Raw genomic sequence first — 23,210 nt, 5'->3', positions numbered from 1 at the left:
ACTACGAAAGAAATTTGCATTTTTCACTTTCGGTTTCCCTTGTCAAACAAGAACCTTTTCGATAAGATAAATAAACAGGTTTACCCCTGAAAGGAGATCAAAGCATGGCGGAGGAACGGCTGTTTCGGGAGGATATTCTGAGACTTTTGAAGGAACTGGATTTTTTGGAGGAAGGCTGCTGGCTGACCTCCGGGGCGGCGCTGGTGCTGTACGGGGTGAAGGAAAGCACCCGGGATATTGACCTGGTCTGTACCACCGAGCTGGCGGACCGGCTGGAGCGGCAGGGGGTCCCCTTTCGCCTGGACGGGCTGGACGGCACCCGGATCTTCGCGGTAAACGACCGGGTGGAGGTGCTGGAAAACTGGCACACCGATGAGGTGGTCACGCTGGAGGGCGTACCGGCCGCCAGCCTGCTGAGCATTCGCAGGCAGAAGGAGGAGCTGGGCAGAGAGAAGGATCTTCTGGATATTCGCCTGATCGATGAATTCCTGGAGAGGAAGCAGGGCCTATGATCAAGTTGGAAACGGAGCGGCTGATCCTGCGGGATTACGTCCCGGAGGACCGGGAAGACTATATCCAGCTGAAAAGCGACTCGAAAACCATGTATTATTTGCAGGATATTCAGCTTCACTCCCGGCAGGAGGGAGAAGCGGATTTTGCCGGGGTGCTGGCGGACGCCGCTTCTACAGAGCGGCGGTTTGTATTCCTTCGGGTGGAGCGAAAGGACACCGGGGAACAGCTTGGCAGTGTGGGCTATACGGTGAGAAGCCGGACGCCCCTGGGAAAGCTGGTGGACGCGGGATACTTTTACCTGCCGGAATTCTGGGGCCGGGGATACGGTGCGGAAGCGTTCCGGCGGGTGCTGGAATTTGCCTTTTTGGAGGACAACGTCTACCGGGTGACCACCGGCTGTCTGCGGGAAAACCGGGGCTCCGAGCGGGTGATGCAGAAATGCGGCATGGTGCTGGAGGCGGAGCGTCCGGGCTGGGAATGGCACGATGGAGCCATGAAGACCCGCATGGAATACCGGCTTCTGCGGGAGGAGTTTCAGAGAGGGAAATCATTCTGTACAGAAGAATTTTCAAAGTGATGACGAATAAATTAAGAACGGTAACTATGCTTGCAGCAGCATGAGGCGGTCCGTTTCGGGCAGCTCCGGACTACTTGGTGCTGTAGTTTAGATAGAGAAAAAGGAGAGTTACAGTTATGTTTGCAGTAGCATTAGACGGTCCGTTTCGGGCAGCTCCGGACTACTTGGTGCTGTAGTTTAGATAGAGAAAAAGGAGAGTTACAGTTATGTTTGCAGTAGCATGAGACGGTCCGTTCCGGGCAGCTCCGGACTACTTGGTACTATAAGTTTAGGTAGAGGGAAAAGGAGAGTTACAATTATGTTTGCAGTAGCATTAGACGGTCCGTCCGGAGCGGGAAAGAGCTCCATTGCGAAGGCGGCGGCGAAGGAGCTGGGCTTTGTGTATGTGGATACCGGGGCGCTGTACCGCACCATTGGGCTGTATCTGCTGGAGCATGGGCTGGATCCGAAGGATCCGGCGCAAGTAGAGCCGGCCCTGCCTGAAATTCAGGTGGAGCTGCGGCATGACCCGGAGGGGCAGAAAATGTTTCTTTGCGGCAGGGAGGTCACGGGGCTGATCCGCACGCCGGAGGTTTCCATGGCGGCCTCTCGCTGCTCCGCACACCCGGCGGTGCGGGCGTTTCTTCTGGAGCTGCAGCGGGAGCTGGCCCGGAAAAACAACGTGCTGATGGACGGCCGGGATATCGGCACCGTGGTGCTGCCGGAGGCGCGGCTGAAGGTGTTTCTCACCGCCACCCCGGAGGAGCGGGCCCGGCGCAGGGTAAAGCAGCTTCAGGAAAGCGGGCATGAGGCGGAATACGGGGAAATTTTGAAGGATATCCAGCAGCGGGACTACCAGGATACCCACCGGGAAACCGCCCCTCTAAAGCAGGCGGAGGACGCGGTATTTCTGGATACCACGGAACTTTCCTTCACGGAGGTCGTGGAAAAGCTGGTGGGGCTTGTAAACGGCAGGCGTTAAAGGGGTGTTGTCCTTTTGAAAGGGCAGGCCGCTTTTGCGGATCCATATCATGAGGGCGAAAAATGCCCTGCAATGGGGAGGGTTTTTGAGATGGCGAAGGAAAAAAGAAAGGCAAAACGGATGGGCTGGCTTTATGCCGTAGGGCAGTTTTTACTGCGGCTGTTTTATGTTCCGGTGTACCGCATTCGGGTGATCGGCAGGGAAAATGTGCCTAAGGAGGGGCCTGTTCTGCTTTGCAGCAATCATGTGACCATGAAGGATCCGGTGATTTTGGGCATTGCCCAGCGCCGCCAGGTATTTTACATGGCCAAAGAGGAGCTGTTTCAAAACGGCTTTATCGGCGGCGTGCTTCGGGGACTGGGTGCGTTTCCGGTAAAGCGCGGCACCGGCGGGACGGACGCTTTGGAGGACGCCTATGCCCTTTTGGAGGAAAACGCCGTGGTGGGTGTGTTTATCGAAGGCACACGCTCCAAAACAGGAGAACTGCAAAGGCCCAAAACGGGAGCAGCTCTGCTGCATTACCGGACGAAGGCCCCGGTAGTGCCGGTGTGCATTACCGGAAGCGAAGGCGGAAGGCCCCTTCCCTTCCGGCGCACCGAAATTCGCTTCGGAAAGCCGATCCCCGCTGAAGAATTGGCGATCCCGGACGAATCCAGCATGCAGCTGAGAAAAGCCAGCCGGGTGGTGATGGAGCGCATCGCTGCACTGCGGGCAGATTCCCGGGAAGCCCTGGGCCTTCCTGCCCCCCAGCCGGAAGCAAAGGAGGAAGGCTGATTGCCGGTAACAGTAGCGCAGACCGCCGGGTTCTGCTTTGGGGTGGATCGGGCGGTAAATACGGTATACGAGCTTTTGAAAAGCGGAAAAAAGGCCGCCACCCTGGGGCCGATCATTCACAACCCCCAGCTTGTGGAGGATCTGAGAAAGCGGGGGGTAAAGATCGTGGAGAGCCCCCGGGAGGTTTCCCCGGGCTATACCCTGGTGATACGGTCTCACGGAGTGCCGGAAAGCGTGGAGGCGGAAATCGAAGAGCTGGGGCTTCCCTGTGTGGACGCCACCTGTCCCTTTGTGAAAAAAATCCACCAGCTGGCCAAAAGGGCCGGGGAAGAGGGAAAGCCCTTCCTGCTGTTCGGCGACCGGGATCACCCGGAGGTTCAGGGCATTATCGGCCATTGCGGCGGGGAATATTTCGTTTTGAAAAACAGGGAAGAGCTGCAGAAGCTGCTGGAAAATAATTTTGATTTAGAAAAAAAACCGCTGGTAGTGGCCGCTCAGACCACTTTTCACACGGAAGAATGGCAAATTTGTTTGGAAACTCTGAAAAAAGTATGTACAAACGCCGCAGTTTTTGCTACAATATGTAATGCAACTGCGAAGCGACAGAAAGAAGCAAGGGCTCTTGCCCTGAAGTGCGATCGAATGATCGTGATCGGCGGCAGGGACAGCTCCAATACCGCGAAGCTGCGGGATATTTGCGCACAGTACTGCGAAACGTATCTCGTGGAAACAGCGGACGAGCTGCCGGCCCTTCCCACCGGGCTCCGCGTTGGCATTACCGCGGGGGCTTCCACGCCCGCAAGCATTATAAAGGAGGTACTTGTTACCATGGCAGAAGTGAACACCAATGAGCAAAATTTTGAGGAGATGCTTGAGGAATCCCTCAAAAGCTTAAATACAGACGAAAAGGTACACGGTGTTGTCGTGGGGATCTCCCCCACAGAAGTGTATGTGGACGTCGGAAGGAAGCAGGCAGGCTTTATTCCCGTGGCGGAGCTCTCCAACGATCCCGCCGCCCGCCCGGAAGATCTGGTAAAGCTGGGCGATGAGATGGAGCTTCTCATCATGAAAACCAACGACCAGGAAGGCACCATCATGCTTTCCAAGCGCCGTGTGGACGCCATGCGGGGCTGGGACGATATCGAGAAGGCTCAGGAATCCGGCGAGGTGCTGGAGGGCAAGGTCATTGAAGTGGTCAAGGGCGGCGTGATCGTTTTGAAGGACGCCATGCGCATCTTTGTTCCTGCTTCTCAGGCCACCGCTTCCAGAGGGGAAGAGCTGGAGCCCCTGAAGGGCCAGGAAGTAAAGTTCCGCATTATTGAAGTCAACCGTCAGCGCCGCCGGGCCGTGGGCTCCATTCGCAGCGTGCTTCGGGACGAGCGCAAGGCCCAGCAGGAGAAGTTCTGGGAAACCGTGGAGGAGGGCCAGCAGTTCACCGGCAAGGTGAAGTCCCTGACCAGCTTCGGCGCCTTTGTAGACCTGGGCGGTGTGGACGGTATGGTTCACATTTCCGAGCTTTCCTGGAACCGGGTGCGTCACCCCAGCGAGGTGGTGAACGTGGGCGATACTGTCGATGTATACATCAAGAGCCTGGACAGAGAGAACAGCAAGATCTCCCTGGGCTACAAGCGTCCGGAGGACAACCCCTGGGTCAAGCTGGAGCAGGAGTATCCCGTGGGCACCGTATGTGAGGCCAAGGTGGTGGGAATGACGCAGTTCGGCGCGTTTGCCAGCGTGATCCCGGGCATCGACGGCCTGATCCATATTTCTCAGATCGCCGACCACCGCATTGAAAAGCCTCAGGATGTGCTGAAGGTTGGGGACACCGTAACGGTGAAGATCACGGAGATCGATTTTGACCGCCATCGGGTCTCTCTTTCGATCCGCGCCCTGCTGGAGGAGCAGCAGGCTGCCGCCGATGAGGCCGCTGCCGCGGCCCCCGCGGAGGAAGTGGTATATGTGGCCGGTGAGGAAGCTCCCGCCGAAGAGCCGGAAGAGACCGTAGAGCCGGAGGCGCAAGCCGCTTCTGAGGAACCCGCAACAGAAGAGGAAGCTCCCGCTGAGGAATGATTTGAAAACACAGCGCGGGGTAGAAAAAGGGCCGGGGCACATGATGTGCTCCGGTACTCCCGCCGGGCCTTTTCAGATAGCGCCGCCAGACGGCGCCGCCTGAAAAGGAAGCCGGGGGAGTTTTCCTTTGATTGCCCCTCGCTTTTGCAGGAACGTAAAAAATCTTGGCCGCCCGCAAAAGTCTGAAAAAAGGCGGCGGTCAAATTGGAGGCAAAGACCCATGAAGCGAGTAAAAAAACCTGTCTTTTTTGTAGTGCTGATTTTGATTGCGGCGCTGGTGTATACGTCTCTGTTCGGCGTATACGGACAGAACGGCGATTTCAAAACCACTATGATCAAAGGGGCGGGAGATATCCGGTGGGGCATCGATATCCGTGGCGGTGTGGAAGCCACCTTCAGCCCGGCCGGAGAAGTAAAGGCCACCGGCGACCAGCTGAGCGCTGCCAAGGAAATTGTGGAGACCCGTATGGTGTCTCAGAACATTACAGATTATGAACTGTATACCGATGAAGCCAACAACCGCATTATCGTGCGGTTCCCCTGGAAGAGCGACGAAACGGATTTTGACCCGGAAAAGGCCATCAACGAGCTTTCCGCCACCGCTCTTTTGACCTTCCGGGAGGGCGGCGAATATGCGGATATGGGATATGATGAAAACGGAAACCCTGTGTATAAGACCCCTGCCGGAACCACTGCGGAATCTGTTATTCTGGAGGGCGCCGAGGTGGTAAAAGCCGAGCCCGCCGTAAACCAGGACCGGGAAACCGGCGCAACCCAGTATGTAGTGTCCCTGGAGCTCAGTGACGAGGGAGCGCAGAAATTTGCCGAGGCTACGGCACGGCTGCAGGGCCAGACCATTTCCATCTGGATGGACGATGTGCGGCTTTCCGCACCCACAGTAAATGCCGTAATTTCCGATGGCAAGTGTGTGATCGAAGGTAATTTTACCAGCGAAAGCGCCACTCAACTGGCGGCACAGATCCAGGCGGGCGCTTTGCCCTTTGCTCTGGAAACCTCAAACTTTAACGCACTGGCCCCCACCTTGGGCTCTCAGGCGCTGGACGCCATGATGCTGGCGGGAATGATCGCCTTTATCGCCATTGCGGTATTGATGATCGTGTGCTTCCGGCTGCCCGGCGCGGTAGCCGTGATCAGCCTGGCGGGCCAGATGGGCCTGGTATTCGCGGCTGTTTCCGGGTTCTTCCCCGATATGAACTCCTTTACCATGACGCTGCCCGGTATTGCGGGTATTATCCTTTCCATCGGTATCGGCGTGGACGCCAACGTAATCACTGCCAGCCGTATTCGAGAGGAGCTGAAAAACGGGAAAACCCTGGACGGCGCGCTGCAGAAGGGCTTCCAGAGCAGTTTCTGGGCCATTTTTGACGGCAACATCACCACCGCTATCGTGGCGATCATGCTGATGGGCGTATTCGGCCCCAGCAATATCCTTTCCATGATCTTCGGAGAATCCACCACGGGTTCTATCTTCTCCTTCGGCTACACCTTGCTGATCGGCATTGTGGCAAACTTCATTATGGGTGTGCTTGCCACCAGATTGATGACCCTGTCGCTGGCGGGCTTCAAGTGCCTGCATAAGCGCTGGCTCTTCGGCGGCTTTAAGGAGGACGAACAGCCGGAGACTGAGAGAAAGACGGCAAAAATTGATTTTTACGGAAAGAAAAAGATTTATTTTGCCATCTCCATCGCCTTGATCGTGGTAGGCGTGATCGCCAGTGTAGTGGTAGGCCCCAAGCTGGATATCCAGTTTGCCGGCGGCGCCATGATCCGCTATTCTGTGGAGGGTGAGGACGTTTCCCCCGATGAGATCCAGTCCGTTGTCAAGGACAAGCTGAATAAGGACTGCTCCGTGGTGGTGAACCAGGATATCAATTCCGACGCGAAGCATGTGACTATTTCCTTCTCCGGCAACCAGAGCATGACGCCGGACGAGCAGACCGAGGTGGCCACTACTTTGAGCGAAACCTTTGACCAGGCGAATTTCACCCTGCTGGAGTCCAACTCCGTAGACGCCACCATGGGCGCGAAGTTCTTCCAGAAGTGCCTGGTATGCTTCGCTATTACGGCGGTGCTTCTGCTGGTGTACATTGCCCTGCGCTTTAAGAAGATCGGCGGCCTTTCCGCCGGCGTCACCGCTATTGTGGCTTTGCTCCACGATATTTTGATCTCCTTCTGCGTGTTTGTGATTTTCGGCATGGCAATCAACGATATCTTCATCGCCGTGGTGCTGACGATTTTGGGCTACTCTCTGAACAGCACCATCGTCATTTATGACCGCGTCCGTGAGAATAAGCGGAAGCTGGGCCCCCGGGCAGGCTACACCGAGATCATGAACGCCAGCTTGAACCAGACCCTGGGCCGCACGCTGCTGACCTCCCTGACCACCTTCTTCGCTCTGTTGGTGGTGTGCGTTGTGGCAATGCTTTACGGGATCAGCAGTGTGGTATCCTTTGCCCTGCCCATGATCGCAGGCGTTGTGGCAGGCTGCTTCTCCTCTCAGTGCATCGCGCCCTGCCTCTTTGGCTTCTGGCAGCTGCGCAAGCGGGAAAAGCTGAATACCGCCAAGGCAAAGAAATAAGGAAGCCTCCCTTTCTGTGGGAGCTTAATAGGCAAAAAGAGAAGACCCGCTTTGCAAGCTTTCTTGCAGGGCGGGTTTTCTTTTGCAGTTTGAATGGCTTTTGAAAGGCGGTTTTCACTTACCGTATCACACCGCAGGCGATCATTTTGCCCGCGTTGCCGGAGGGCTGGGAGGTAAAATCATCGGGAGAAGCGTGGAGAATCACGGTGCGGCCTAAAATATCCCGGATCGTAAAGCGGGAAGTGAGAAAAACCGTCCAGGCGTAGCCGTTTTTCGCAAAAAGCGGGGGCAGATCTCCCATGTGCTCCGGGTGGGGGACTCCCGTGGGATTCAGGTGGCCCTCCGCTTCTCCGAATTCCATTTCTCCCGTTCTGCCGCAGCCCCCTCCGCTGTGGATATGAAAGCCGAAAAAGCCGGAAGGATTTTTCTCCTGAGAAGGCAGCCCCCAAACCTCTGCTAAAACCAGTACGCCCGCCTGGGTCTGAAAAAATTTTACGCTGCCCAAAAGCCGGGGATAGTCCTGCCCGCCCCGGATGGCCGCCCAGGCATTGGCCCGGCGGTTCAGTCTGTGGCAAAAAGCCTGTGTGTTGCTGTGGATCATGGCTTCACCATCTTTCCCAAATCTGGAGCCAGGCTTACGGGCATTTTGGTGCGCTTGAAAATAGCCCCGGCCATTAAACTCCGGATTCATTTTATGCGCGCTCTTTCGGCAATACTACCGGGGGACAAAGCAGTTTCCCATAGTTTTGGAATTTTTTGGAACCGCCCGGCGCTCATAATTTTTTCCGCCCGGCAAATCCTAAAAAAGAAAAATCCAGCGGGAAAGGAAGGCAAAGGCGGCAATGAGCAGAAAAAAGAAATCGATAGAATATCACGAGCACGATACGCCGAAGGAGGGGACATTTCCCGATCTCTCCAGCGTGGCTTCCGCCACAGAGTGTACCGGGCTGATGCATAGGGTACCCATGGACGGCGAGGAATTGGAATCTTATCAGGAGCTTTCCTCCATGGGGATCCCGAAGGTGGAGGAAGAGGAGCAGGAGTCTTTGCAGCTGGAGCTGCACCATGCGAAAACGGCTAAAGAAACGGGAAAAGCCGTGGAAAAGGCCGGCGGCGAGTACAGCCCCAGGCACATGAGGGAATAAGAAGGAGCGGGCGGAAAACGAAAGCTTTCCGCCCGCTCTTTTCGTTGACAAAAAGCGTAAGGGCAGGGTACAATGTACCGTAAGGAATAAGGCAGCACGATACCGCGCCCAGTTTGGGAAGAAGCGCGTAAAATTGGCAATGAGGAAGGACAAGGAAAAAGTTTGATGAATTGGAATTTAGCGGACTAATGAATAGCACTAACCCCTTGCCTCCCCTGAATAGGGGAAACAGACTGCTTCGCAGTCTGCGGGGACCGCCGATAGGGTGAGCGCGTCCCGGTGGGGGGAAGGTCTCCAGTGGAGAACTCAGCTGTCGCTTCAGACATTGCTGAACGTGCCCCACTGGGGCACAGCAACCGCTCTGACCCGTTCTCGTTTGTCAACTCGGTCGTTGCTGGACGTGTGCCACCGGCACACAGCAACCGAGCCGACAGGCGAGACCGCTGGTGCGAACTGTTCTCAGCTGTCGCTTCGGTCGCTGCTGGGCGTGCCCCACCGGGGCACAGCAACCGAGTCGACAGGCGAGAAAGCCAAGGGGTGCCATATAAACTATAATTTACCACTTCGCCTCTGCCCTTCATTCCTAATTGCTCATTATACGCCGCTGCGTAGCAGCGCTGCCATTATCTAGTATCTGGAACGTCCGTCTGAAAACGAAATTATGGATTTTTGGGGGTGTGTTCTTTATGGAACGGGAAAAATGCCGGGAAATTTTTGATACCTGGTGCAAAAGGCTGCGGCTGACGCCCGGGTGGGATATGAAACTGGAATTTGTGGACGATCCCCAGTGGGGGAAGACCGGAGATTTCAAGATAGACTGCGAGGACAGAAAGGCCATTCTGCTGCTAAACGCGGCTGACCCGAAGGACGAAAACCTGGAGGAAACCATCGTCCATGAGCTGCTGCACCTGAAGCTGTACCCGTTGGATCAGACAACGGAGAGCCTGATCCTCAGTCAGTTTCAGGAGGGAACCGCCGCCTGTAAATTTGCTTACCGGCAGTTTTTTATTACGCTGGAGCAAACCGTGGAGGAGCTTGCCAAATGCTTTCTGCTGGAATTCGGGGAAAACCGGGAGCTTTCCTTTGGGCGCTGTGAAAGAAAAATGTCCTTCAACGAGCTGTACGACGGACTGAAAAATCTATAACCGGAGGTACATAACGATGTCGATCAAAATCAAATGGCTGGGGCATTCCTGCTTTGCGGTGGAGTGTAAGAATTACCGGATCGTGCTGGATCCCTTTGAGCCGGGCAGTGTGCCGGGGCTTTTGTCGGTACGGGAGGAGGCCGATCTGGTGCTGTGCAGCCACGAGCATTTCGACCACAACTACCGGGCCGGGGTAGTCGTTCCCGAGCAGCCCGGAGAAAGTCCCTTCCGGGTGACGGCGCTTTCTTCTTATCACGATGATCAGCAGGGAGCCCTTCGGGGAAAGAACACCATTTTCCTGCTGGAGGCGGAAGGCATGCGGATCGTCCACTTTGGCGATATCGGCTGTATGCCTGGGGAGCTGGTTTTGGAAAAGCTGCGGGGCGCGGACGCTGTGATGATCCCCGTAGGCGGCCACTATACCGTAAACGCGGCGGAAGCACAGGCCATTCTGGACGAGATAAGGCCCCGGGTGGTGATCCCCATGCACTACCGCTCGGAGAAATTTGGCTTTGACGCGCTGAGCACGGTGGAAGATTTCTTGAAGCTGTGCGGCCCTACGGTTCGCTTCGGTGGCACTTTTCTGGAGCTTACTCCGGAAACGCCCCGGCAGGTCACCGTGCTTTCCTGCCCGGTGGAGGAAGAATAACATGAAGCTGAGCGCGGATTGCATAAATCGCTGGGAATGCGCCATGCAGCCGGAAAAAAACTGGGCGGCGGACAATCAGGGCGTTCCCCTGCTGGACGGGGAGGTGGAGCGGTATCTTTCCGTTGTTCCTACAGAAGCCCAGCTTCGGCAGGCGGAGCGGCCCTTTTACGCCTTTCTTCATTTTGGTATGAACACCGCTACCGGGCGGGAATGGGGCACCGGGTGGGAGACTGCCGCCGACTTTACCATAAAAGCTGTGGACTGCGCCCAGTGGGCCGGCGCTGTAAAGGCCTCCGGCGCTTCGGGGATCATTCTGACCTGCAAGCACCACGACGGCTTTTGCCTGTGGGACACGGCCTGTACAGACTTTTCCGTGATGCATTCCCCTTACGGAAGGGATATCGTCAAACAGGCTGCCGACGCCTGCAGGGAGGCGGGGCTTTCCTTCGGCGTGTACCTTTCCCCCTGGGATATGCACGAAAGCACCTACGGAACTCCCGCCTATAACGACTATTTCTGCCGGCAGCTTACAGAGCTTCTCACCGGGTACGGGGAGATCTTCGAGGTCTGGTTCGACGGGGCCAAGGGAGAAAATGCCCGGGAATTTACCTATGACTGGGAGCAGTACTATGAAACCGTCCGCAGACTTCAGCCGGGGGCCAATATCGCGGTGTGCGGGCCGGACCTTCGCTGGGTGGGAAACGAAGCGGGAAAAACAAGGGCGGCGGAATTTTCGGTGGTGCCGGAGGAACTGACCCGGGCGGAAACCGTGCAGGAGCGTTCTCAGCACCGGGAGGAGGAAGGAGAAGCCATGAAGGCGCTGACCTCTTCCGATGAGGATCTGGGCTCCCGCGGTGTTTTGCGGCGGGCGAAAAAGCTTTGCTGGTATCCCGCCGAGGTGGATGTTTCTATTCGCAAGGGGTGGTTTTACCATGAGGAAGAGGACAGCACGGTGAAATCGGCTGACGAGCTGTTCTCCATTTATTTGTGTTCTGTGGGGAACAACTGCTGTCTTCTCTTAAACGTGCCGCCGGACAGAAGCGGCAGGATCTGTGAAAAGGATCGGGCGGTGCTGGAAGAGCTGGGGGAAAAGCTCAAGGGGATCACGCGGCGGCCGGTGCTGGAGGAAGCTCCGGGCAGGCTGACGCCGGAGCGGCCCGTGCTTTTCTTTTCCTTTGGGGAAGCCCGTACATTGCGCTACTGCGTTTTGGAGGAGGAGCTTCGGGAAAGCCAGCGGGTGGAACAGTTTGAGCTTTATCTCAAAACCCCGGAGGGCAGCATAGAAAAGGTGGCCTCCGGCACAGTGATCGGCGCCAAAAGGATTCTTCCGCTTTCCGGCCGGGCAGTGGAGGCGGCCCTGGTGATCCGCCAGTCCCGCTCCGCGCCGGTGCTGAAAAAAGTGGGGTTTTATGAATAGAACGCTGTTTTGAATGGCCCTGCTTTTTCGCAGGGGCCAAACAGCCAAAGGAGGCACGTGGTATGAGTGAGATTTTGGAATTTGCCGATAGGGAGGAATTCAGAAGCTGGCTTTCGGAGCATTGCCGGTCAAGCGCCGGCGTGTGGCTTCTGTTCGGCAAGGCCGGCGGGCCGAAAACCGTAAAGGCGGGAGAGGCTCTGGAGGAAGCCCTCTGCTTTGGGTGGATCGATGGGCAGATGCAGAGTCTGGATGAAAAAACCTACCGGAAATATTTCTCTCTGCGCAGGGAAAAAAGCAAATGGTCGGAGAAAAATAAGGCGCTGGTCAAAAGCCTGGAGGAACGGGGGCTGATGACCGAGTTCGGCAGGGAAAAAATAGAAGAAGCCCGGAAAAACGGTCAATGGGACGCCGCCCCCACGGCAGTCACAGAGGAGCAAATAGAGCAGCTTTCCAACCTGCTGGAGGGCCATGAGCCCGCTTGCGCAAATTTCAAGGCCATGTCCCTATCGGTAAGAAAAACCTATACCCGGGCCTATTTTGACGCGAAAACAGACGCCGGGAGAGAAAAACGAATAGCTTGGCTGATAGACCGGCTCAATAAAAACCTGAAGCCGATGCAGGCATAGTCGTTAGATGTTAGTAGTTAGTTGTTAGAGAAGGGCGGCGGGGCGCAATGAAGAACGATGGGGGAAAAGGTGAGCTTGCTGAATTGAAACTTAGCGGTTATTTGCTTACCCCAGGTATGTCATTCTGAACGAAGTGAAGAATCTCGTCCTTTGCCCTTTTTCGGAATCAAGGTCGAGATTCTTCGCCGGGAAAGCGGAGTCTACTTCGCTTTTTGCTCAGCAGTGACAAAGCAAGACAGTTAGTGCGATAAATTGGAATTTGCAGCGTTGGTTACAACGCTTGTGCCGCTGCACCCACTCGTGAAGCTGCTTGGTGAGGGAGGACAGTTTCTAGCCCGATCACAAGCTGAGCGATAAATTGAAACTTAGCATATAAGTTGTTAGCGGTTAGTAGTTAGTTGTTAGAAAGGGAAAAGGCCCCCTCTCTGTCATCCTGAGTCGCCGAAGGCGGCGAAGGATCTTGTCCTTTGCCTTTTTAGGGAATCAAGGGCAAGATTCTTCGTAAAGAAGCAAAGCTTCTTTTCCTCAGTAATGACAGTGGGGAACCGTTCGCTAAATTGGAATTTGCAGCGTTGGTTACAACGCTTGTGCCGCTGCACCCACTCGTGAAGCTGTTTGGTGAGGGAGGATAGTTTCTCACCCGACCACAAGCTGAGCGATAAATTGAAACTTAGCGGTTATTTGCACACCCCAGGTATGTCATTCTGAACGAAGTGAAGAATCTCGTCCTTTGCCCTTTTTCCGGAATCAAGGTCGAGATTTTTCGTCACTTCGTTCCTCAGAATGACAATAGAGGGGAGAACTAGCCCTTCTCTAACGACTAATAACTAACCGCTAACAACTAGTTCGCTAAACTTCATTTATCGTTCTGCTTCTGTCTTTTTTACCTGTACTGCGCGGCAGCGCTACCATCTGGGATCTAGAATTCAGTATCCAGCGTCTAAAAAAGCAAGGCAAGCTTAAAGAGCTTGCCTTGCTTTTTTGTCAAACATAGTAGGGATTTGGCTTGAAAAGCAGGGAAATAAAATCAATGAGTACGCCGATGCCAAATAGGCCCATTGTGAAAATGTAAAGAATTCCTCTACCGGTTTTGCCCTCATAGAATTTATGCGCCCCCAAAAAGCCCAGGAAGAAGCACAGCGCCAGGGCCGCCCACTTGCTACGGGCCTTGGACTGCATATAGGCGTTCATGGTGTTTATATTGGTATTTGTGTTTTCGTTGGAATTGTTGATGACGATGCTAGGGGCGGCGGCTCCGCCCATTTCCTCCACCTGCCTGCCGCACAAGGTGCAGACCACCGCGTCCGCTGGGATCTTTCCTCCGCAGTGCTTGCAGAATTTCTGGGGCGCTTCCGGCTGGGGAGCCTGTGTTTCCGCAGGCTGGGGAACGGCAGTCTGCGGCTGCTGTACTTTCTGTTCTGTATCCATGAAATTACCTCCTCAAGATGAGCAGACAATGCGCCGGAAGCGTAAAAGAGCGGCCCCGATGCTGTCTGATTTTGTAGAAAGTATAGCACAGAAGGAAGAGGCTGTCAAATTATAATAATCAAAGATGATAATTTTATATCACAGAGCGCAAGCTATAATTGACAAAAAGGAGCGTGCGCCTGTGGTGATCCAGACAGATAACCGAATCAAGAAGCTGAGAACGGCCAGTGGCATGACCCAAAGTGATCTGGCAAGGCTTATGTCCGTGACCCGTTCCAGCGTCAATGCCTGGGAAATGGGCATCTCAGCGCCTACCGCCGCCAAGCTGGTAGAGCTTTCCCAGCTGTTTCACGTGTCCACCGACTATCTGCTGGGTCTGGAGCAGCGGGAAATGATAGAGTTGGATAGCTTCAGCGAGGAACAAAAGGGCATCCTTTATGCCCTGGCGGCCTATTTCCAGAAACAGAACGGAACGGAATAACTGAAAACACCCTCGAAAAAGCGTTGAGCTTCGAGGGTGTTTTGCGCTGTTGTGTTATTCTTGAAATTTGCTTGGAGCCGGAGAAATACGGTTTTCAAAAAGGAAGCTCCGCCCAGCCAAAGAGTATTTGGCTGGGCTATTTTGCCTTTATGCCTGATAATCCAGCTGCCCCGGCGTCCAGTGCTCCAGCACCTGAAGCATATCCTCCGCCACAGCCTTTGCGCCGGGCAAGTCGTGCTCCCGGTAGTTGCCGCATTCCCGGCGCTTGCTGCCGGGGATTTCCCCGGTAAATTCCCGAAGGAAGGCAAAGCTTTCCCGAACCAGGGAAATGGCCTCCTGCGTTGAGACCGTGTCCCGCAGCAGAAGATAAAAGCCCGTGCGGCAGCCCATGGGGCCCACATAGAGCACACTTTCAGAAAACCGGCTGTTTCTGGCATAGGTGGCGAAGAGGTGTTCGAAGGTATGCAGGGCGCCGTTGGAAAGGTAATCTCCGCCGTTGGGCTTTTTCATGCGGATATCATAGGTCACAACATCTCCGTCAATGCGGGAAAGATACATTCCCTTTTCCAGCTTGTCGTGATCTACGGTAAAGCTTGCGATGGTTTTCATGGATAAAACCTCTTTTCCTTTGTTTGTTCCACGAGGGAAGCGGATAAGAAAAGGCCCGGCTCTCTTTCAAAATAGCCGGGCCTCATTTGTCAAGCAGTGATCAGAAATTTCCGCCGGTCAGATCTTCTACGATCAGCGTGCGGGGAGAATTGTCGTCCGCCTTGGCGGGGGCGGCAGGGGCGGCTGCGGGAGCGGCTTCCTCCGCGCTGTGATCGCCGTCTCTCCACTGCAGGAATTTTTCCGCCACCTGGGGGAACAGGGCCAGGCTCAGAACGTCTTCCTCGCTGTGTGCCAGACCCTTGTTGGTATACTCGGCCCGCAGCTTTTCCATTTCCGGCTCCAGCAGATCGGCAGGGCGGCAGGTAATAACCTCCGCGTCGCCAATGGCCTTTTTCCGCACTTCCTCATTGACCTTACCGGGAAGCTGGCCGTATTCGCCGCGAAGCAGGCCCTTGCTTTCCTTGGTGATCATCTTGTAGCGCTCTCCGGAAAGCACGTTCAGCACGGCCTGGGAGCCAACGATCTGGCTGGTGGGGGTCACCAGCGGCGGGAAGCCGAAGTCCTCGCGAACCCGGGGCACCTCCGCCAGCACATCGTAATATTTATCCTCGGCATTGGCCTGCTTCAGCTGAGAGATCAGGTTAGAAAGCATGCCGCCGGGCACCTGGTACAGCAGGGTGTTGGTATCCACCTTCAGCACCTTGGGGTTCACGTCCAGCTTTTCCGCTACGCCGCGGAAATGGGCGGCAGCCTCGGAAAGCTTTGTGAGATCCAGCCCGGAATCCCGGCTGGTGCCCTGCAGGGTGGCAACCATGGACTCGGTGGCGGGCTGAGAGGTGCCGTTTGCCAGGGGGCTTAAGGCACAGTCTACAATATCCACGCCGGCCTGGGCCGCCATCAGGTTGGTCATATCGCCGGTGCCGGTGGTGTTGTGAGTATGCAGGTGAATGGGAACGCCTACATTTTCCTTCAGCTTTTTCACCAGGGAGTAGGCGTCATAGGGCAGCAGAAGGTTTGCCATGTCCTTGATGCAGATGGTGTCCGCGCCCATTTTTTCCAGCTGCATGCTGAGCTTTACAAAGTAATCCTCGTCGTGAACGGGGCTCTTAGTGTAGCTGATGGCAACCTCCGCCATGCCGCCGTATTCCTTGACGTACTTTACAGCGGCCTCCACGTTCCGGGGATCGTTCAGGGCGTCGAAAATACGAACGATATCAATGCCGTTTTCGATGGACTTTTTGCAGAAGGCTTCCACCACGTCGTCGGCATAATGGCGGTAGCCCAGAAGGTTCTGTCCCCGAAGCAGCATTTGCAGCTTGGTGTTGGGCAGACCCTTTTTCAGGGTGCGCAGACGCTCCCAGGGATCTTCATTCAAAAAGCGCATGCACACGTCGAAGGTGGCGCCTCCCCAGCATTCCAGGGACCAGTAGCCGATACTGTCCAGAAGGGGCAGAACGGGCACCATGTCCTCCAGTTTCATGCGGGTAGCCGCCTGGGACTGATGGGCGTCGCGCAAAATGGTATCTGTAATTTTTAAGGGATTTTTAGCCATAACTTAACGCTCTCCTTTCCCGGCTTAACCGAACAGGGCCAGCAGTACGCCTGCGGCCACCGCAGAGCCGATCACACCGGCCACATTGGGGCCCATAGCGTGCATCAGCAGGAAGTTTGAGGGATCCTCCTTCTGGCCCACCACCTGGGAAACACGGGCCGCCATGGGAACGGCGGAAACGCCGGCGGAGCCGATCAGGGGATTGACCTTTTCCTTGGAGAACACGTTCATCAGCTTGGCAAGCAGCACGCCGCCGGCAGTGCCGAAGCCAAAGGCGATCACACCCATGGCCAGGATCTCCAGAGTCTGGAGATTCAGGAAGTTCTTGGCGGTGGCGGTAGCGCCCACGGACACGCCCAGGAAGATGGTGACGATGTTCATCAGCTCGTTCTGAACGGTCTTGTTCAGGCGCTCTACCACGCCGCACTCACGCATCAGGTTGCCCAGCATCAGGCAGCCCACCAGGGGAGCGGCGGAAGGCAGCATGAAGGAAACAAAGATGGTCACGATGATGGGGAACAGGATCTTTTCCGTTCTGGAAACGGGACGAAGCTGCTTCATCTTGATCTTCCGCTCCTCAGGGGTGGTCAGCAGCTTCATAATGGGCGGCTGAATCACCGGCACCAGCGCCATGTAAGAATATGCCGCCACAGCGATGGGCCCAAGCAGCTTAGGCGCAAGCTGTGCGGTGGTGTAAATGGCCGTGGGGCCGTCCGCGCCGCCGATGATGCCGATGGAACCGGCCTCAGCGCCGGTAAAGCCCAGCAGCTGCGCGCCGATAAAGGTAATAAAAATACCTACCTGCGCCGCCGCTCCCAGCAGCAGTGTTTTGGGGTTGGCGATCAGGGGGGCAAAATCCGTACCGGCGCCTACGCCGATAAAGATCAGGCAGGGGTAGATGCCCAGCTTTACGCCCAGATACAGGTAATCGAGCAGGCCGCCGTGGCCGGTGCCCAGCTCCGCCCAGTTAATGACGCCGTTCGCAAAGTACTCGGCGTGGTACATTCCCGCGCCGGGCAGGTTTGTCAGCAGCATGCCGAAGGCAATGGGAAGCAGCAGCAACGGCTCAAACTTTTTAACGATGGCAAGATACAGCAGAAAGCAGGAAATCGCGATCATCACCAGACACAGTGGATCTTTGGCGATGAAGGCAAAGCCGGTGCTCTCCAGAAAGCTCATAATTGCGTCCATGGTTTACACTCCTTTTATAGTATGTGGTAAAAAGCCTTTTAAGCAATGGTGCAAAGGAGTGTGCCCGTCTCTACGGAAGCGCCCTTGGAGGTGGATACGGCGGTGACGGTGCCGTCCTTGGGAGCCATGATCTCGTTTTCCATCTTCATGGCCTCCAGGATCATCAGCACATCGCCGGCCTTTACCGCCTGACCGGCGGTGACTTTCACGTCCAGAATGGTGCCGGGCATGGGAGAGGTGATCTGCTCCCCGGCGCCGGCGGGAGCCGGAGCGGCAGGAGCGGGGGCAGCAGCCGGAGCAGGAGCAGGGGCAGCAGCCGGAGCAGGAGCAGCCACGGGAGCGGCAGCGCCGCCCTTTACTTCTTCTACGGTAACTTCATAAGCAGTGCCGTTTACATTCACATTGTACTTTCTCATGATACGATATCCTCTCTTTACAGTTTCTTTCAAAGTGATTTGCCGGAAATGTTCTCACAGCTTACGGATGGAATGAATTTTCAGGTGATCTACATCGGCGCCCATGTCCTCCGCAATAGCGGCGGCAACAGCGGCGACCAGCTTCTGCTTTTCCCCGGGCTGGGAAACGGCAGGAGCCGGAACAGCAGGGGCCGGCGCGGCGGCAGGCACCGCCTTTTTCTCTGCGACCTTGGTCATAATGAGCCCCATGAGCTTGATAATAAGGATCAAGCAGATCAGCACGACGAAAACAGTGATAAGGCCCATCAAGACAACTTGCAGGGTATTTGGATTCGCATTTTCCATGCTTTTGACCTCCCTTCGCTGTGAAATTATTTAGAAAAGAGCTCAGTACAAATGGGTGAGATTCTGAAAAAATACCATTCTTCCCTATTTTATCAAAATCAGGTACATCATACCATGAAAGGAGCTTTTTGACAATGGGTTTTCGGGGGCTTTCGGAAATTTTTTTACCCCGCGGTAACACGCATTGAAGAAAAGAATTCAGAAGCCGGGCCGGAGGCGCAGGCAGCCTTGAACTGACAGGCCGCTGTACAGTGCGGATCTTGGAGCTTTTTCTATAAACCTGGTATTGACAAAAAAGTTTCAGATGTTAAAATATAAATAGAAAATAAAGTATATAAAACAGCTTTCTGTCAGGAGGTTTTTGTATGATAGGCGCTGTGATCGGTATCATTATTTGGGGCGTTATCTGGGGCGCGGCGACACAGACGGTCGTGTACAATAAGGGATATGAGGAAAATTGGTTCTGGTGGGGCTTTTTCTTTGGTTTTATCGCACTGCTTGTGGCCCTTTCAAAGCCGCAGCTTTATTCGACAGGCCCCCTTTCTCCCCAGCTGGCGCGGGAGGCTGAGGAACGGCGCACCATGGAAGCGGGTGGCTGGAAATGTGTCTGCGGCAGACTGAACCCTTCCTACACCGGTACCTGTGCCTGCGGAAGAAGCAGGCAGGCGGTGCTTGCCGCAGCAGCCGAGCCCGCCCTGGAGAACGAGGGAGCTACCGTAAGAATGATCAAGCAGTATAAAGAACTTCTGGATTCCGGGGCCATCACCCAAGAGGAATTTGAAAAGAAAAAGCGAGAGATCTTGGGGTAAAAATGAGATCAAAAAGGTGCGCCCGCAAATGGCAGGCGCACCTTTTTGATGTTTTGTGATATAAGAACGGCGGTTTCTCCCATGTTATTACTGAGCGGAATCTTTTTCCCCAGTAATGACTGTAAGTGCGGATGCCTGGCTCGTTCCCCACTTGTCATTCCTGAGCAGAAAACAAAGCAAGCTTTGTTTTCGAGAAGAATCTCGCCCTTTGATTAACCGGTATGCGCAAGTGTTATTTTGCGCCGGTTTGTGCTGGTCGAGATCCTTCGTCGCCTTGCTCCTCAGGATGACAGTGAGTGCAGAAGGCCGGTTTGCCCCCCTCTTGTCATTCCTGAGCAGAAAGCAAGCTTTGTTTTCTGGAAGAATCTCGTCCTTTCACTGGCAGGTATGCGTAAATCTCGTTTTGCGCCAGTCTGCGCTGGCCAAGATCCTTCGTCACTGCGTTCCTCAGAATGACAGTGGGTAAGGGCCGTTGGTATGTTCGCATTGATTTCTCCGTTACCCTCTTACTTTCCTCTTGTCATTCCTGAGCAGAAAACAAAGCAAGCTTTGTTTTCGAGAAGAATCCCGCCCTTTGATTAACCGGTATGCGCAAGTGTTGTTTTGCGCCGGTTTGTGCTGGTCGAGATCCTTCGTCGCCTTGCTCCTCAGGATGACAGTGAGTGCAGAAGGCCGGTTTGCCCCCCTCTTGTCATTCCTGAGCAGAAAGCAAGCTTTGTTTTCTGGAAGAATCTCGTCCTTTCACTGGCAGGTATGCGTAAATCTCGTTTTGCGCCAGTCTGCGCTGGCCAAGATCCTTCGTCACTGCGTTCCTCAGAATGACAGTGGGTAAGGGCCGTTGGTATGTTCGCATTGATTTCTCCGTTACCCTCTTACTTTCCTCTTGTCATTCCTGAGCAGAAAACAAAGCAAGCTTTGTTTTCGAGAAGAATCCCGCCCTTTGATTAACCGGTATGCGCAAGTGTTGTTTTGCGCCGGCTTGTGCTGGTCGAGATCCTTCGTCGCCTTGCTCCTCAGAATGACAGTGGGCGGGGGTGGACAGTTTGCTCAATGTTGATTTATCGCCCTGGCTGCGGTCGGATCAGAAGCTTTCCTTCTGTACCAAGAAGGGATACAAGTGCCAGCGGCGACTTGTCGCGGCTCTTTTTGCTCATTTTTTTACCAGCTTCGCCGCTCGTTCTCTGGCGGCTTCGTAGTCTACGTTTTCCAGAAGGTAGGGCTTGACGGGGCGCTCCGCACAGGGATCTAAGGGTGTCAGGGTATAGTACAGAAGCTGCTCTCCTTCTGCTGTTTCTTCCGCCGGGGCAAAGCCCATGGCTTGGAAAAAGGATAGGGCTTCCCGGTTACGGGGGTCTATTCTGGCGAAAACCTGTTTGCGGCTGCCCAGCTCCATCATTTCCCGCATCAGGGTCCAGAGGGCGGTTCCCACGCCTCTGTGCTGGAATTCCGGCTTGACATAGAGCTGAAATTCCACGGAAAACAGGTTTTTGGGGTCGTTTCTGTCCTCGGTGAGGTGGCAGAAGCCCGCGGGGGTGGAATCGATCTCGCACAAAAGCCAGCCCAGGCCGTAGGTGTAGGTATCGATCCGGGCAATATAGTCCTGCAATTCCGGCGGCTCCTGCTCCGGGGCGTGAATGGTGCCGGTGTAGGGGCTGTAGATCTTCAGCATGGACGGGCCGTCCCATTCATTTACACGCCGCACCGCTATTTTTGCCATAAAGAGCGCTCTCCTTTAAGAGGTTCTTTTATTTCCCGCCTTCCGGAAGGGTGAAAAGCTCTCGCTGCTTTTCCCCGCCGCCGAAGGCGTTGTTGTACTGCAAAACGGCGTATTGATTGAGCCAGGCGGCATACTCCTCCGGCGGGGTCTCCGCCAGGACGCCGTTGCCGTTTTTGTAGAGGTTCCACTCCTTATCCATAGTGCCCAGAGCGCTGATCACAGGCAGCTCCTGCCGGATATTTTCCAAAAAATTGGTGTAGGAAGTGCCTTGAAGCCCCGCCGCCCGCAGCAGCAGGCCGGACAGGTAATTCAGGCTGGTTTTTCCGATGTAATCGCCCTCCAGCGGGTAATTGGCCCAGATCAGGAAGGGAACCTCGTGCTCCCGCATCAGGTCTTCAAAGGTCAACTCCTCCGTGTCCACATTCAGCAGGTTCCGGGCGAAGTCCGTTTCCAGGTTGGGCCAGTGGTCGCCGAAGAGCAGGATCACCACCGGTTCCTCCTGCCGCTCAAAATACCGGAAAAATTCCTCCGTTGCCCGGTCAGTTTCCTTCAGCATGCTCAAATACTGCTCTGCCTGAGGATATTTCGGATCGAGGCTCAGATCCTGCACTTTGTCGCCTACCTGCAAAATGCGCACGGTGCTGGGATAGTCCTCTTTTTCATAGCCGCCGTGGTTTTGTATGGAAATGGTGAAGAGGAACTGCCGCTCATCCGGCTCTCTGCTTTCATATTCCTGAATGATCTGGTTATAGTGAGATTCATCGCTGATCAGGCCGTGCTCCCGCTCTCGGAAGGTGTATTTATCTGCGGAAAGAAAGGTCTCAAAGCCCAAGTAGGGATAGGCCGTTTCCCGGTGCCAGGCAGAGGCGTTTCCGGGGTGCAGCGCCGTACAGGTGTAGCCCTGGCTTTTCAGAATAGAAGGCAGGGCGGTCTGCTCGTGATCCACATACTGCTGGTAGGGCTTACTGCCGGTGGGGAGAAAGCCCAGAGTGTTTCCGGTCAAAAACTCATATTCGCTGTTACAGGTGTCGCCGCCGTACACAGAGGAATAGGCGGTGCCCCAGATCACATTGTCCTTTCCCTGCATGCTGTGCAAAAAGGGCTGGCAGTCCTCGTCCAGCTTCAGGGTGCCCACGTTTTGCAGGTCGGTCAGGGATTCGCTCATCACCACAATGACGGTGGGCTCCTTTTCCGGCTGTCCCAGCGGAGTGGGCGCTTCCCAGGAATCGATGGTTTCTCCCAGCTCCCGCACCTTTTCCGCCGAATAGTTTTGCGGCTTATTGACCATGAGGAACTGGATATTGGCGAAAAACCCGGTGAGCACGCCAGTTTGCTCGGAACTGACCTTCTGGTTCCAGGCCCACACGGAAATTCCCATATCGGTCAAGAGGTCGCAGGGAAAGATCTGGATCGCCAGCACGGCGAACAGCACCAGGGCGATCCCCCGTTCCGAGGCCTGCAGCTTCCAGCTTTTCTTTTTCCGGCGGGTTTCCAGCCGGAAGCACAGCAGAGTTAAAAAGGCCAGCAGCATAACGGCAAAAGCCATCATTCTGGTGATTTCATAGTGGTAGCCGCCGGAAACCTCAAAGGCCGTGCCGATGGCTTGAATGTCCCAGGGCAAAATAGGCTTGCCGCGGAACTGAATGACAAAGTAATTGGCAATGCCGAAAAACAGGCAGGCACCGCCGCCGATCAGGGTGGTCAGAGAGGCCCGGCGGCACAGGGCGTACACCAGGGCAAACACCAGCAGATAGCAAAGATAATTGGCAAAAAGCCTTCTTTGGGAAAAATACAGCACCTTGGTATCGTTGATCAGATCCACCGCGTAAAAAACGGCCCAGGGAACGAGCAGAGTCAGTACCCAGCCGGAAACGCGGCGAAGGAGCTCCGGCAGCCGGAACTCCAGCAAACAGAGCAGGACTCCCGCAAGGGTGAGCCCTGCATAGCCCATCAAAAAGACCTTGTGGACCTGATATACGCCCTCCGCGGTGGTTTCCCAAATGGTAGGGGCGGAAAGCGCCAGTAAAATGCCGGAAAGCAGCAAGAAAAAGCCTGCCGGCAGCCAGCTTTTCCTCTCCCTGGAAAACGCAACTCCTACAGGGCACCGCCGGGCGGTTTCCGGCTGAGCCTCCGGGGAGCATTCGGTTTCTTTTTCCTCCGGTTCCTTATCCAGTCGATTCATTGTT

22 protein-coding genes are annotated in these 23,210 nt (G+C 55.2%); 13 read left to right on the top strand and 9 right to left on the bottom strand.

Annotated elements, in window-relative coordinates:
• Positions 1-104 precede the first annotated feature (104 nt).
• The 6 genes from U8T64_RS01970 (at position 105) to secF (ending at position 7,494) form a co-directional block, all read left to right on the top strand.
• Entirely contained in the window at positions 105-512 is a 408-nt protein-coding gene (locus U8T64_RS01970) for a hypothetical protein (protein WP_322180413.1), read from the top strand.
• The gene (locus tag U8T64_RS01965; protein ID WP_322180411.1) at positions 509-1,090 is read left to right on the top strand and encodes a GNAT family N-acetyltransferase; all 582 of its coding nucleotides are present in this window, start codon (positions 509-511) and stop codon (positions 1,088-1,090) included. Before U8T64_RS01970 ends, U8T64_RS01965 begins: the two co-directional genes overlap by 4 nt.
• A gap of 298 nt (positions 1,091-1,388) precedes the next feature.
• Positions 1,389-2,051 (top strand): (d)CMP kinase, encoded by a 663-nt coding sequence (cmk, locus tag U8T64_RS01960; RefSeq protein WP_322180409.1) that lies wholly within the window; start codon positions 1,389-1,391, stop codon positions 2,049-2,051.
• Positions 2,052-2,141: 90 nt separating this feature from the next.
• A complete protein-coding gene (locus tag U8T64_RS01955; protein WP_322180407.1) occupies positions 2,142-2,825 on the top strand; it encodes a lysophospholipid acyltransferase family protein in 684 nt (227 codons plus the stop codon).
• Positions 2,826-4,895 carry a bifunctional 4-hydroxy-3-methylbut-2-enyl diphosphate reductase/30S ribosomal protein S1 gene (locus U8T64_RS01950; protein ID WP_322180405.1) on the top strand — a complete coding sequence of 690 codons (2,070 nt, stop codon included), beginning with the start codon at positions 2,826-2,828 and terminating at the stop codon, positions 4,893-4,895.
• Between the two features lie 220 nt (positions 4,896-5,115).
• Positions 5,116-7,494, top strand: a complete 2,379-nt coding sequence (gene secF / locus U8T64_RS01945) for a protein translocase subunit SecF (protein WP_322180403.1) — start codon at positions 5,116-5,118, stop codon at positions 7,492-7,494.
• 118 nt (positions 7,495-7,612) lie between these two features.
• Here secF and U8T64_RS01940 read toward each other — a convergent pair whose 3' ends face one another.
• A complete protein-coding gene (locus U8T64_RS01940) occupies positions 7,613-8,095 on the bottom strand; it encodes a superoxide dismutase family protein (protein ID WP_322180401.1) in 483 nt (160 codons plus the stop codon).
• Between the two features lie 241 nt (positions 8,096-8,336).
• Here U8T64_RS01940 and U8T64_RS01935 point away from each other — a divergent pair, with 241 nt between their 5' ends.
• From U8T64_RS01935 to U8T64_RS01915, 5 genes are all read left to right on the top strand, one after another.
• On the top strand, positions 8,337-8,639 hold the full coding sequence (locus tag U8T64_RS01935; protein ID WP_322180399.1) for a hypothetical protein: 303 nt from the start codon (positions 8,337-8,339) through the stop codon (positions 8,637-8,639).
• Positions 8,640-9,325: 686 nt separating this feature from the next.
• Entirely contained in the window at positions 9,326-9,784 is a 459-nt protein-coding gene (locus U8T64_RS01930) for a hypothetical protein (protein WP_322180398.1), read from the top strand.
• 16 nt (positions 9,785-9,800) lie between these two features.
• Entirely contained in the window at positions 9,801-10,433 is a 633-nt protein-coding gene (locus U8T64_RS01925; protein WP_322180396.1) for an MBL fold metallo-hydrolase, read from the top strand.
• A gap of 1 nt (position 10,434) precedes the next feature.
• Entirely contained in the window at positions 10,435-11,850 is a 1,416-nt protein-coding gene (locus U8T64_RS01920; RefSeq protein ID WP_322180394.1) for an alpha-L-fucosidase, read from the top strand.
• A gap of 62 nt (positions 11,851-11,912) precedes the next feature.
• Positions 11,913-12,476, top strand: a complete 564-nt coding sequence (locus tag U8T64_RS01915; RefSeq protein WP_322180392.1) for a YdeI/OmpD-associated family protein — start codon at positions 11,913-11,915, stop codon at positions 12,474-12,476.
• Between the two features lie 984 nt (positions 12,477-13,460).
• On the opposite strand, the gene U8T64_RS01910 is transcribed toward U8T64_RS01915, so the two are convergent.
• Entirely contained in the window at positions 13,461-13,904 is a 444-nt protein-coding gene (locus U8T64_RS01910) for a TM2 domain-containing protein (RefSeq protein WP_322180391.1), read from the bottom strand.
• A gap of 181 nt (positions 13,905-14,085) precedes the next feature.
• Here U8T64_RS01910 and U8T64_RS01905 point away from each other — a divergent pair, with 181 nt between their 5' ends.
• Positions 14,086-14,385 carry a helix-turn-helix transcriptional regulator gene (locus U8T64_RS01905; protein ID WP_322180390.1) on the top strand — a complete coding sequence of 100 codons (300 nt, stop codon included), beginning with the start codon at positions 14,086-14,088 and terminating at the stop codon, positions 14,383-14,385.
• A gap of 147 nt (positions 14,386-14,532) precedes the next feature.
• Here the strand turns inward: U8T64_RS01905 and U8T64_RS01900 are convergent, their stop codons facing one another.
• The 5 genes from U8T64_RS01900 to U8T64_RS01880 form a co-directional block, all read right to left on the bottom strand.
• The gene (locus U8T64_RS01900) at positions 14,533-14,994 is read right to left on the bottom strand and encodes an S-ribosylhomocysteine lyase (RefSeq protein WP_322180388.1); all 462 of its coding nucleotides are present in this window, start codon (positions 14,992-14,994) and stop codon (positions 14,533-14,535) included.
• A 100-nt stretch (positions 14,995-15,094) separates the two neighbouring features.
• Positions 15,095-16,546: a pyruvate carboxylase subunit B gene (locus U8T64_RS01895; protein WP_322180386.1), complete on the bottom strand. Its 1,452-nt coding sequence runs from the start codon at positions 16,544-16,546 to the stop codon at positions 15,095-15,097.
• A 24-nt stretch (positions 16,547-16,570) separates the two neighbouring features.
• Positions 16,571-17,737 carry a sodium ion-translocating decarboxylase subunit beta gene (locus tag U8T64_RS01890; RefSeq protein ID WP_437125987.1) on the bottom strand — a complete coding sequence of 389 codons (1,167 nt, stop codon included), beginning with the start codon at positions 17,735-17,737 and terminating at the stop codon, positions 16,571-16,573.
• A 38-nt stretch (positions 17,738-17,775) separates the two neighbouring features.
• Positions 17,776-18,153, bottom strand: a complete 378-nt coding sequence (locus U8T64_RS01885) for a biotin/lipoyl-containing protein (RefSeq protein WP_322180384.1) — start codon at positions 18,151-18,153, stop codon at positions 17,776-17,778.
• 54 nt (positions 18,154-18,207) lie between these two features.
• On the bottom strand, positions 18,208-18,498 hold the full coding sequence (locus tag U8T64_RS01880; RefSeq protein ID WP_322180380.1) for an OadG family transporter subunit: 291 nt from the start codon (positions 18,496-18,498) through the stop codon (positions 18,208-18,210).
• Positions 18,499-18,863: 365 nt separating this feature from the next.
• Between U8T64_RS01880 and U8T64_RS01875 the strand changes: the two genes are divergently transcribed.
• The gene (locus U8T64_RS01875; protein ID WP_322180379.1) at positions 18,864-19,307 is read left to right on the top strand and encodes an SHOCT domain-containing protein; all 444 of its coding nucleotides are present in this window, start codon (positions 18,864-18,866) and stop codon (positions 19,305-19,307) included.
• A 1,150-nt stretch (positions 19,308-20,457) separates the two neighbouring features.
• Here U8T64_RS01875 and U8T64_RS01870 read toward each other — a convergent pair.
• Together U8T64_RS01870 and U8T64_RS01865 are read right to left on the bottom strand one after the other, a co-directional pair.
• Positions 20,458-21,024, bottom strand: coding sequence for a GNAT family N-acetyltransferase (locus U8T64_RS01870; protein ID WP_322180378.1), 567 nt, complete (start codon positions 21,022-21,024; stop codon positions 20,458-20,460).
• A gap of 28 nt (positions 21,025-21,052) precedes the next feature.
• Positions 21,053-23,206 (bottom strand): LTA synthase family protein, encoded by a 2,154-nt coding sequence (locus U8T64_RS01865; protein ID WP_322180377.1) that lies wholly within the window; start codon positions 23,204-23,206, stop codon positions 21,053-21,055.
• Between the last annotated feature and the right edge of the window lie 4 nt (positions 23,207-23,210).

The organism is Neglectibacter caecimuris (assembly GCF_034335015.1).
Classification (GTDB): Bacteria; Bacillota; Clostridia; order Oscillospirales; family Acutalibacteraceae; genus Acutalibacter; species Acutalibacter caecimuris_A.
The sequence above is the reverse complement of the archived record's forward strand: the minus strand, read 5'-3'. Positions and strand labels throughout refer to the sequence as shown.

What these genes read in the sequence shown, in the direction of transcription:
- cmk (WP_322180409.1), top strand. Translation starts at nt 1,389, where the DNA reads ATGTTTGCAGTAGCATTAGACGGTCCGTCCGGAGCGGGAAAGAGCTCC.
- U8T64_RS01915 (WP_322180392.1), top strand. Translation starts at nt 11,913, where the DNA reads ATGAGTGAGATTTTGGAATTTGCCGATAGGGAGGAATTCAGAAGCTGG.
- U8T64_RS01920 (WP_322180394.1), top strand. Translation starts at nt 10,435, where the DNA reads ATGAAGCTGAGCGCGGATTGCATAAATCGCTGGGAATGCGCCATGCAG.
- U8T64_RS01910 (WP_322180391.1), bottom strand. Translation starts at nt 13,904, where the DNA reads ATGGATACAGAACAGAAAGTACAGCAGCCGCAGACTGCCGTTCCCCAG.
- U8T64_RS01965 (WP_322180411.1), top strand. Translation starts at nt 509, where the DNA reads ATGATCAAGTTGGAAACGGAGCGGCTGATCCTGCGGGATTACGTCCCG.
- U8T64_RS01970 (WP_322180413.1), top strand. Translation starts at nt 105, where the DNA reads ATGGCGGAGGAACGGCTGTTTCGGGAGGATATTCTGAGACTTTTGAAG.
- U8T64_RS01865 (WP_322180377.1), bottom strand. Translation starts at nt 23,206, where the DNA reads ATGAATCGACTGGATAAGGAACCGGAGGAAAAAGAAACCGAATGCTCC.
- U8T64_RS01890 (WP_437125987.1), bottom strand. Translation starts at nt 17,737, where the DNA reads ATGGACGCAATTATGAGCTTTCTGGAGAGCACCGGCTTTGCCTTCATC.
- U8T64_RS01900 (WP_322180388.1), bottom strand. Translation starts at nt 14,994, where the DNA reads ATGAAAACCATCGCAAGCTTTACCGTAGATCACGACAAGCTGGAAAAG.
- U8T64_RS01885 (WP_322180384.1), bottom strand. Translation starts at nt 18,153, where the DNA reads ATGAGAAAGTACAATGTGAATGTAAACGGCACTGCTTATGAAGTTACC.
- U8T64_RS01935 (WP_322180399.1), top strand. Translation starts at nt 8,337, where the DNA reads ATGAGCAGAAAAAAGAAATCGATAGAATATCACGAGCACGATACGCCG.
- secF (WP_322180403.1), top strand. Translation starts at nt 5,116, where the DNA reads ATGAAGCGAGTAAAAAAACCTGTCTTTTTTGTAGTGCTGATTTTGATT.
- U8T64_RS01940 (WP_322180401.1), bottom strand. Translation starts at nt 8,095, where the DNA reads ATGATCCACAGCAACACACAGGCTTTTTGCCACAGACTGAACCGCCGG.
- U8T64_RS01895 (WP_322180386.1), bottom strand. Translation starts at nt 16,546, where the DNA reads ATGGCTAAAAATCCCTTAAAAATTACAGATACCATTTTGCGCGACGCC.
- U8T64_RS01875 (WP_322180379.1), top strand. Translation starts at nt 18,864, where the DNA reads ATGATAGGCGCTGTGATCGGTATCATTATTTGGGGCGTTATCTGGGGC.
- U8T64_RS01925 (WP_322180396.1), top strand. Translation starts at nt 9,801, where the DNA reads ATGTCGATCAAAATCAAATGGCTGGGGCATTCCTGCTTTGCGGTGGAG.
- U8T64_RS01955 (WP_322180407.1), top strand. Translation starts at nt 2,142, where the DNA reads ATGGCGAAGGAAAAAAGAAAGGCAAAACGGATGGGCTGGCTTTATGCC.
- U8T64_RS01930 (WP_322180398.1), top strand. Translation starts at nt 9,326, where the DNA reads ATGGAACGGGAAAAATGCCGGGAAATTTTTGATACCTGGTGCAAAAGG.
- U8T64_RS01870 (WP_322180378.1), bottom strand. Translation starts at nt 21,024, where the DNA reads ATGGCAAAAATAGCGGTGCGGCGTGTAAATGAATGGGACGGCCCGTCC.
- U8T64_RS01880 (WP_322180380.1), bottom strand. Translation starts at nt 18,498, where the DNA reads ATGGAAAATGCGAATCCAAATACCCTGCAAGTTGTCTTGATGGGCCTT.